8 protein-coding genes are annotated in these 8514 nt (G+C 69.8%); 5 read left to right on the top strand and 3 right to left on the bottom strand.

Annotated features, from left to right (window positions below; translation table 11 throughout):
• Window positions 1-1234, bottom strand: a 1234-nt coding sequence (locus tag ADL12_RS16190) for a M6 family metalloprotease domain-containing protein (RefSeq protein WP_079052072.1), incomplete at its 3' end; no start/stop codon positions are given.
• Window positions 1235-1514: 280 nt separating this feature from the next.
• Between ADL12_RS16190 and ADL12_RS16185 the strand changes: the two genes are divergently transcribed.
• On the top strand, window positions 1515-2159 hold the full coding sequence (locus tag ADL12_RS16185; RefSeq protein WP_062702973.1) for a TetR/AcrR family transcriptional regulator: 645 nt from the start codon (window positions 1515-1517) through the stop codon (window positions 2157-2159).
• A gap of 152 nt (window positions 2160-2311) precedes the next feature.
• A complete protein-coding gene (locus tag ADL12_RS16180; protein WP_062702970.1) occupies window positions 2312-3853 on the top strand; it encodes an MFS transporter in 1542 nt (513 codons plus the stop codon).
• Window positions 3854-3975: 122 nt separating this feature from the next.
• On the opposite strand, the gene ADL12_RS16175 is transcribed toward ADL12_RS16180, so the two are convergent.
• The gene (locus tag ADL12_RS16175) at window positions 3976-4512 is read right to left on the bottom strand and encodes a MarR family winged helix-turn-helix transcriptional regulator (RefSeq protein WP_062702977.1); all 537 of its coding nucleotides are present in this window, start codon (window positions 4510-4512) and stop codon (window positions 3976-3978) included.
• Between the two features lie 119 nt (window positions 4513-4631).
• Here ADL12_RS16175 and ADL12_RS16170 point away from each other — a divergent pair, with 119 nt between their 5' ends.
• Window positions 4632-5417, top strand: a complete 786-nt coding sequence (locus ADL12_RS16170; protein WP_062702968.1) for a dioxygenase family protein — start codon at window positions 4632-4634, stop codon at window positions 5415-5417.
• 12 nt (window positions 5418-5429) lie between these two features.
• Here the strand turns inward: ADL12_RS16170 and ADL12_RS16165 are convergent, their stop codons facing one another.
• Window positions 5430-5960 (bottom strand): GNAT family N-acetyltransferase, encoded by a 531-nt coding sequence (locus tag ADL12_RS16165; RefSeq protein WP_062702966.1) that lies wholly within the window; start codon window positions 5958-5960, stop codon window positions 5430-5432.
• Window positions 5961-6162: 202 nt separating this feature from the next.
• On the opposite strand from ADL12_RS16165, the gene ADL12_RS16160 reads away from it, so the two are divergent.
• Both ADL12_RS16160 and ADL12_RS16155 read left to right on the top strand, forming a co-directional pair.
• Complete coding sequence (locus ADL12_RS16160) at window positions 6163-7161, top strand: sigma-70 family RNA polymerase sigma factor (protein WP_062702964.1); 999 nt, start codon at window positions 6163-6165, stop codon at window positions 7159-7161.
• 405 nt (window positions 7162-7566) lie between these two features.
• Window positions 7567-8259: a TetR/AcrR family transcriptional regulator gene (locus tag ADL12_RS16155; protein WP_341846360.1), complete on the top strand. Its 693-nt coding sequence runs from the start codon at window positions 7567-7569 to the stop codon at window positions 8257-8259.
• Window positions 8260-8514 lie beyond the last annotated feature (255 nt).

Raw genomic sequence — 8514 nt, 5'->3', positions numbered from 1 at the left:
CCACCACCGCAATCCGCACCCCCCGCTTCGTATCTTCGAATTCCTCCCCCGGCACGAACGTGGCGTCCGACAGCTCGGCGTGGACGTTCGGGCTGCGGGTGCAGCCGCCGCTGTCCTCGTGGGAGTCGTGGACCTTCACCGGGCCCATCCCGGTGTCCACGTCCGCGTCGACCTTGTAGATCAGGACGCCGGGGCGGCAGACGGTCTCGTCGTTGCCCTCGGGGGTGCGCAGTTCGACGGCGTAGCCGCTGCGGCGGTTCAGCGGTACGAACACCAGCTTCGGGCCGCCCTCGAGGGCCAGCGGGGTCAGGGCGTACTCGGACGTCCCGGGGCCGGCCGCGCACCGCACCTGCGCCGCGTCCAGCCAGCCCAGCTTCCACTTGTGCCAGCCGAGCAGGTCGTTGTTGGACCCCCAGTCCTCGCTCATGATGTCCCAGTGGCCGACCGCGCCCCCGCCCTCGGCGGTGTACAGGTCGGGCAGGCCGAAGACGTGGCCGTTCTCGTGGGGGAGGACCCGGTAGCCGGTGCGGTGGTAGGTGCCGGAGCCGTCGTCCTGGCGGGAGTAGACGAAGGAGGCGTTGGCCACCGAGACGCCGTCGGCCACCGGGGCCTCCATGTTGCCGGCGAAGGACACGGACAGGACCGTGTCCAGGGCCGACGGGCCGGCGTTCGGCGTCACCAGCACGTTCAGGAAGTCGTACGACCGGAAGTCCACCTTGGGGTCGGCCTCGGTCACGATGTCCTGGACCAGCTGCCGGTACCCGGGGTCGAAGGGTGCGCCGCGCTCTATGCCGTACGCGTGGAAGGACTTGGGCATGCGCAGCCAGCCCCGGATCGGGGTCCGGGGCTGGTAGTCGAGGCGGCCGTAGGAGCTGGTGCGGAACCACTCCTGGGTCTTCGGGAAGAACTCGGCGAAACGGTCGAGCGCGCGGCCGGGACCCGGCGCGTCGGGGAAGTCGACCATCAGGGTGAGGGCGCGGACGGTGCCGGTGGAGCGGGCGTAGCCGCGCCCCGTCGGTACGCCCTCGGACATCTGGACCGTCGGGCGGCCGCTGATCATGCAGGGGCCGAGGGGGGAGGAGCGGGCCGGCGCGATCGGGCCCGCTCCGGTCGCCGTCGAGGTACCCGCCGTGAGGTGCCCGGTGCCTGCCGAGGTGCTGACCGCCACGGTCAGGGCGGTCACGGAGGCGAGGGCGGCCACACGGCGGGGGCGTATCCGACGGCTCGGCTGCATGCATGGGCCCTTCAGTCCATGGCAGCCCGCCGGACCGCGTGCTGCACCCTCTCGATCACCCTGTGTCGGGGGGTGCGCGGGCGCGCGTTGGAGGAGACCGAACGTGGGTTCTTGGAGTTCTTGGAATTCCTGGAGCAGGGAAAACGCTTGTGATTCAGGTCACATGAAACTTTTCGGAGAGCGGGAAATAACCGGGGACCCCCTCCCCGTTTAGCCATGTGTCCGAGCGAAACGGGGACACCTTCCCCGGATCGCCTCCACTGGAACTCAGGAGTACGCCGTGCAGACCGCCACCCCCGTAGCGCGCAAGGCGACCCGGCCGCGCGCCGACGCCCTGCGCAACCGGGAGCGGATCGTCACCGCCGCCCGGGAGATGTTCGTCGAGTTCGGCCCCGACGTGCCGCTCGACGAGATCGCCCGCCGCGCCGGCGTCGGCAACGCCACGGTGTACCGCAACTTCCCCGACCGCGACGCGCTGGTCCGCGAGGTCGTCTGCTCCGTCATGGACCGTACGGCGGCGGCGGCCGAACTCGCGCTCGCGGAGACCGGGGATGCCTTCGAGGCCCTGGAGCGCTTCGTGCACGCCGCCGCCGACGAGCGGATCAGCGCGCTGTGCCCGATGGTCCAGAGCACCTTCGACAAGAACCACCCGGATCTGGAAGCCGCACGCGAGCGGGTCGAGCAGCTCGTCGGGGAGATCATGGGCCGCGCCAAGGCGGCCGGCCGGCTCCGCTCCGACGTGGACGTCGGCGACGTCCTGCTCGGCGTGGCCCAGCTCAGCCGGCCCCCGGCCGGCACCGGATGCGAACGCGCCGACCGCTTCGTCCACCGCTATCTGCAGCTGTTCCTGGACGGACTGCGGGCCCCGGCCCGTTCCGTCCTGCCGGGCACGGCGATGACGATGGAGGACCTGCGCCAGGCCTGACCGATTAGTTCAGAGCGCAACAGCAGTCACCACAGCGCACAACAAGCGCGCAACAGCAGTCACCACAACGAATCTCACCGGCCGTCACAGCCGACGAGCCGTCCCCTTTAGACAGTCTTTTTCCGTTACGAAGTCCCGAAGTGGGTACCCCCATGTCCGAAACAGCCGCAAAGGCTCCAGGCAGCACCCCCGGTGCCGCCGATTCCAACCGCTGGAAAGCGCTCGTCTTCATCGCGCTGGCCCAGCTGATGGTCGTCCTCGACGCGACCATCGTGAACATCGCCCTGCCCTCCGCCCAGCAGGACCTGGGCATCTCGGACGGCAACCGTCAGTGGGTCGTCACGGCCTACGCCCTCGCCTTCGGCGGTCTGCTGCTGTTCGGCGGCCGGATAGCCGACCTGTGGGGCCGCAAGAACGCCTTCGTCGTCGGTCTGATCGGCTTCGCCGCGGCCTCCGCGCTCGGTGGCGCGGCCACCAACGAGGCGATGATGTTCGGCTCCCGCGCCCTGCAGGGTGTCTTCGGCGCACTGCTCGCGCCCGCCGCGCTCTCGCTGCTCGCCGTGATGTTCACGGACGCCAAGGAGCGTGCCAAGGCGTTCGGCATCTACGGTGCCATCGCCGGTGGTGGCGGCGCCGTCGGCTTCATCCTCGGCGGCGTGCTGACCGAGTACATGGACTGGCGCTGGACGTTCTTCGTCAACATCCCGTTCGCGATCGTCGCGGCCCTCGGCGCGTACTTCGTCATCCGTGAGCCGGAGGGCGGCCGCAACCGCAACCCGCTCGACATCCCCGGCGTCCTGCTGTCCACCCTTGGCCTGGTCGCGCTGGTCTACGGCTTCACCCGCGCCGAGTCCGACGGCTGGGGCGACTCCGTGACCGTGGGCATGTTCGTCGCCTCCGCGGTCCTGCTGCTCGCCTTCGTCGTCACCGAGGCCAAGGTCAAGGCCCCGCTGCTGCCGCTGCGCGTGATCACCGACCGCAACCGCGGCGGGGTCTACCTCTCGCTCGGTATCGCGATCATCGCGATGTTCGGCACGTTCCTGTTCCTCACCTACTACCTGCAGATCGTGAAGGGCTACTCGCCGATCAGGACCGGCTTCGCCTTCATGCCGATGATCGTCGGCATGATGGTCGGCTCGACCCAGATCGGCACCCGCCTGATGACCCGCCTGCCGGCCCGCATGCTGATGGGCCCCGGCTTCCTGGTCGCCGCGGTCGGCATGCTGCTGATGACGCAGCTGGAGATCGGCTCGTCGTACGCCTCGATCATCCTGCCGGCGATGCTGCTGCTCGGTCTCGGCATGGGTACGGCGTTCATGCCGGCCATGTCCCTGGCCACCCTGGGCGTCGAGCCCCGGGACGCGGGTGTCGCCTCCGCGATGGTCAACACCTCGCAGCAGGTGGGCGGCGCGATCGGTACGGCCCTGCTGAACACGATCGCCGCCTCGGCCACCACCTCCTACATCGCCGACCACATCGGCTCCGCGACCTCCAAGTCGCAGCAGCAGTTGGTGGCGCTGCAGGGCCAGGTGCACGGCTACACCAACGCGATCTGGTTCGCCGTCGGCATGCTGGTGCTCGCCGCGGTGATCGTCGTGACCCTCGTCAACGCCGGCCGCCCGGACGGCACGCCGGTGGCCTCCTCCGAGGAGGGCGCCGAGGACGAGGTGCTGGTGCCGGTCGTCGCGCACTGAGGCCGACGACGACCGTACGGTCGTACTCCTTCGGGACTCGGGACCAGGCGTACGTACGGGGATGGGGACGCTCCGTACGTACGACCCCAGGACCTGCCGCGGCTCGCTGCTGAATCAGCGGTTCAGCGGAGCCAGGGCAGGTCCGCACCAGCTTCGCTGGGCTGCAGGCCCTCGGCGACGATCCGCATGATCTCGCCGAGGGCCTTTTGCTGTTCGGTGGTGAGCCGGTCGAACATCGCCTGGCGCACGGCCGCCACATGGCCCGGCGCGGTCTCCCGCAGCACCTCCATGCCCGCGTCGGTCAGGACCGCGAACTGGCCCCGCTTGTCGTCGGGGCAGTCCTCGCGCCGGACCCAGCCGTTCTTCTCCAGCCGGGCGATGGCGTGCGAGAGGCGGGAGCGGGTGATCTTCGCGTACATCGCCAGCTCGGTCATCCGCAGCCGGCGGCGCGGGGACTCGGCGAGCTTGACCAGCAGGCCGTAGTAGACGTGCGGCATGCCCGCGTCCCGCTGGAGCTGGCGGTCCAGGTGGTCCTCGAGCAGGGTGGACGCGTCGATGTAGGCACGCCATACGCGCTGCTCATCGTCGGTGAGCCAGCGCGGTTCCTCCGCGGATGCGGATACGGGCGAGGGTGGTGCGGAGGTCGATGCCGTATTCATGTACTCCACTGTACGAGAGCTCTCCTTGAAATTTTAACTACCGCGGCGTACCGTCTTTTGAGCAGAGAAGCTTTAGATTTGAAGCAAATGGCTTCAGGTCGCCGGAGGGAGTCGCCGCCATGTCCGCCGCCACGCAGGAGCGCATGCCCGCTCTCTATCTCAGCCACGGCGCCCCACCCCTCGCTGACGACCCGATCTGGCCCGCCGAGCTCGCCGCCTGGTCCGCCGGACTGCCGCGCCCCAAGGCGATCCTCATGGTCTCCGCCCACTGGGAGGAGGCCCCGCTCGCCATCGGTGCCACCGAGACCGTTCCTCTCGTCTACGACTTCTGGGGATTCCCCGAGCACTACTACAAGGTGACGTACGCGGCCCCCGGCGCGCCCGAACTCGCCGAGTCCGTCCGGAAACTGCTGCGCGCCCCCGGCATGCCCGTGCAGGACATCCCCGACCGCGGCCTCGACCACGGCGCCTACGTCCCGCTCGTCGAGATGTACCCCGAGGCGGACATCCCCGTCCTGCAGGTCTCCATGCCGACCCTCGACCCGGTGAAGCTGATGGAGATCGGCCGCAAGCTGGCGCCGCTGCGCGACGAGGGCGTACTGATCGTCGGCTCCGGCTTCTTCACCCACAACCTCGCCGCCCTGCGGCAGGGCGGCATCCCCGCCTGGTCCGTGGAGTTCGACGACTGGGGCCGCCGGGCACTGGAGGGCGGCGACTGGGACGCCCTGCTGGACTTCCTCCACAAGTCTCCGGCCGGCCGCTACGCCCACCCGCGCACCGAGCACTTCGCCCCGCTGTTCGTGACGATGGGCGCGGCGGACGCGTCCGGTGAGCGGGCGGCACAGAAGTCGGTGATCGACGGGTTCTGGATGGGGCTGGCGAAGCGGTCGGTGCAGTTCGGCTGACCCGCCGGGGTCTCAGAGCTCCTTCTCGTACCAGCCGACGTCCCAGTACCGGCCGAACTTGCGGCCCACCTCGCGGTACGTGCCGACGTACTGGAATCCGAACCGCTCGTGCAGCCGCACGGACGCCTCGTTCGGCGGGACGATCCCCGCGTAGGCGCGATGCACATCCTCCTCCGCCAGGGCCTCGAAGAGGGCCTTGTAGAGGAGGGTGCCGACGCCACGGCGGCCGGCGTCCGGTGCGAGGTAGACGGTGACCTCGACGGAGGTCTCGTAGGCGGGCTTCGCCCGGAAGGCGCTGGATGTGGCGTAGCCGAGAATCCGCTGTGAGTCGCGTCCGGGACGGCTCTCCGCGGCAACCATCAGCCGGTGCGGGCCGTCTTCAGGGTGGGAGAGCAGCCAAGGGCGGCGCTCCTCCGGCGTGAAGACCGCGGTATCGAATGTGATGGGCGTCTCACGTACATAGTGGTTGTAGATGCCGGTGAGAGCCTCGAGGTCACTCTCGACTCCCGGCCTGACCTGCACCTCTGTACGTTCCGACGGCATCGGGCCTCCTCACGTGGCCGGACAGGGTACTGCAAGATCAGAAAAATAGAGGGGCGGGTTGGGAATTCTGTCCTGATTCCAGTCGTTGTTTCCATCGAACGGCGGGCACTCGAGCAGAGTCCCAAGCGTTCAAGAACCACCCGCCAGTCCTCCCCCACTGCCCTCAAAGGCGTGGGGGGACCCCCACCGCAAGGGAGCACGCATGGCAACCCGTGCCGTCGCCCGTCGTCAGTCCGCCACCGGCGGGACCGCCGACGCGGCACGCAGTGTTCGCGCCCATGGCGGCGAGATCGCGGACCGCGACCTGGTCGGCATGTACCTCGACGAGATCGCGCGTACGCCGCTGCTCGACGCAGCCAAAGAGGTCGAGCTGTCGCAGATCATCGAGGCGGGTGTGTTCGCAAGGCAGGTCCTCGACGGGTACGAGGAGGCCAGGGCGGACGCCACCCGCGAGGAGCTTCAGGCCCTGATCGCCGAGAGCGAGCGGGCCAAGGACATCTTCATCCGCTCCAACCTCCGCCTGGTCGTCGCGGTGGCCCGCCGCTACCCGCGCAGCGGCCTGCCCCTGCTGGACCTGATCCAGGAGGGCAACGCCGGTCTGGTGCGCGCGGTGGAGAAGTTCGACTACCGCAAGGGCTTCAAGTTCTCGACGTACGCGACCTGGTGGATCCGTCAGGCCATCACGCGCTCGATAGCGGACCAGTCCCGCACCATCCGCCTCCCCGTCCACCTGGTCGAGGAGCTGGGCCGCATCCGCCGCGTCCAGCGCGAGTTCAACCGGGAGCACGGCCGCGACCCGGAGCCCGCGGAGATCGCCGCCGAGCTCGGCTCGAACCCGGACCGTGTGATCGACGTCCTGGACTGGGCCCGCGACCCGGTCTCCCTGAACATGGCGGTGGACGACGAGGGCGAGACCCAGTTCGGCGACCTCCTGGAGGACACCTCCGCGGTCTCCCCCGAGCAGTCGGTCCTCACCCTCCTGCGCAGCGAGGAACTGGACGACCTGATCGGCCGCCTCGACCAGCGCACGGCCTCCATCATCAAGATGCGGTACGGCATCGAGGACGGCCGCGAGCGCACCCTGACCGAGGTCGGCAAGGAGCATGGCCTGACGCGCGAGCGCATCCGGCAGATCGAGAAGCACGCCCTGCTGGAGCTGAAGAAGCTGGCGCGCAGCACCGGCTTCGACGCGGCGGCGTAGCGCTCGGCGGGGCGTGCACTCGGCGGTGGCCGCGTACGCCGGGTGGCGAAAGACCGCGCAAACATGGCGATGTAACGCCGCTTCAACCGACAGGACCCCGGGAACAAGACCTCAGGGCAAGGAAGTTCGGACCCTGAGGTCACGGTCCCCCCGGCCCCGAACCGAGACCCGACAGACCAAGCACGAACAGTCCAAGGGCAGACAGACCAAGTCCCGACGCACTCCCCCCGGCGCCGGGACTCCCCGAGCCGGGCTTCGGCGCCTATCCCCCCTGGGTGCCGGGGCCCGGCTCTTTTCGGGCACTGAAGCGGGGGCAGGGCTGGAAGGGCGGGCCACCCCGTACCTGAACCACGGGGTGGCCCACCCGAATGGCAGATTGTGCCACATGGGCATAGCCTGCCGAACGTGAGCAGCCCCACCCCCGCACACCCCACCGCCACTTCATCCCTGTCCCTCACGGAGCGACGCAAGGCGGCGACCCGTATGGAGATCGCCCGCGCCGCGGCTGCCCTCTTCGTGAAGCAGGGCCTGCGCGCCACCCGCGCCGAGGACATCGCCCAGGCCGCCGGAATAGCGCCGCGCACCTTCTACCGCTACTTCGCCACCAAGGAGGAGGCGGTGGCCCCGCTCTACGCGGCCGGCGCCGACCGCTGGACAGAGGCAGTCCGCACGGCCCCACCCGAACTGCCCGTACCCCAAGCCCTTGAACACGCCGCCCGCCACACCCTGAGCCCGGGCGCCGGCGTCTCGGCACCCTCCTGGCAGTGGGTCCGCACCCTGGTCCGCCTGGCCGACTCGAGCCCGGCACTGCGGAAGGTGTGGGCGCAGGTGTGCCATGAGGCGGAGGTGAGACTGGCGGAGGTACTGGCCGGGAGGACCGACGACAACGTTGCCGACACCGTCCCAGCACCCTCCCCGTCCCTCCGCTTCGCAGCCGCCGTGGCCGCCGCCTCCGTACGCGTGGCCGTAGAAACCTGGGCAGCGGACGACGCCCCCGCCCAGGGCCCGATGGGCCCAGCCGCACTGGCGATGTCCAACCTTGCGGCACTGAGTGACTTCCCATGGGAGGACATCACGGCACGCGCGCATCCGGCGTGAACCCGATGGGGAATGCCGTACGCACCCGCAGTCGCGTACGGCGGGAAGGGGACGTGCCGGGGGTGTCCGCCCGCAGCGGCGGGCGTCAACGCAGGCCACCCCACTGAGGTACGGCAACCGCCCGACCGAGGACGGACACCCCCGGCGCGGCCCCGACCCACAACGCAACCCAAGGCGCTACGCGAACCCCCACCCCACCCGCACAGGCCGCCGCAGGCATAGACGCGTACCCCCACTCACCCGCACACCCCCGCC

Origin of the sequence: Streptomyces regalis, assembly GCF_001509475.1 — a bacterium.
Classification (GTDB): domain Bacteria; phylum Actinomycetota; class Actinomycetes; order Streptomycetales; family Streptomycetaceae; genus Streptomyces; species Streptomyces regalis.
The sequence above is the reverse complement of the archived record's forward strand: the minus strand, read 5'-3'. Positions and strand labels throughout refer to the sequence as shown.

Bases quoted from the DNA above. Each gene is read 5' to 3' on its own strand.
- ADL12_RS16180 (WP_062702970.1), top strand. From the start codon at position 2,312: ATGTCCGAAACAGCCGCAAAGGCTCCAGGCAGCACCCCCGGTGCCGCC.
- ADL12_RS16175 (WP_062702977.1), bottom strand. From the start codon at position 4,512: ATGAATACGGCATCGACCTCCGCACCACCCTCGCCCGTATCCGCATCC.
- ADL12_RS16170 (WP_062702968.1), top strand. From the start codon at position 4,632: ATGTCCGCCGCCACGCAGGAGCGCATGCCCGCTCTCTATCTCAGCCAC.
- ADL12_RS16165 (WP_062702966.1), bottom strand. From the start codon at position 5,960: ATGCCGTCGGAACGTACAGAGGTGCAGGTCAGGCCGGGAGTCGAGAGT.
- ADL12_RS16160 (WP_062702964.1), top strand. From the start codon at position 6,163: ATGGCAACCCGTGCCGTCGCCCGTCGTCAGTCCGCCACCGGCGGGACC.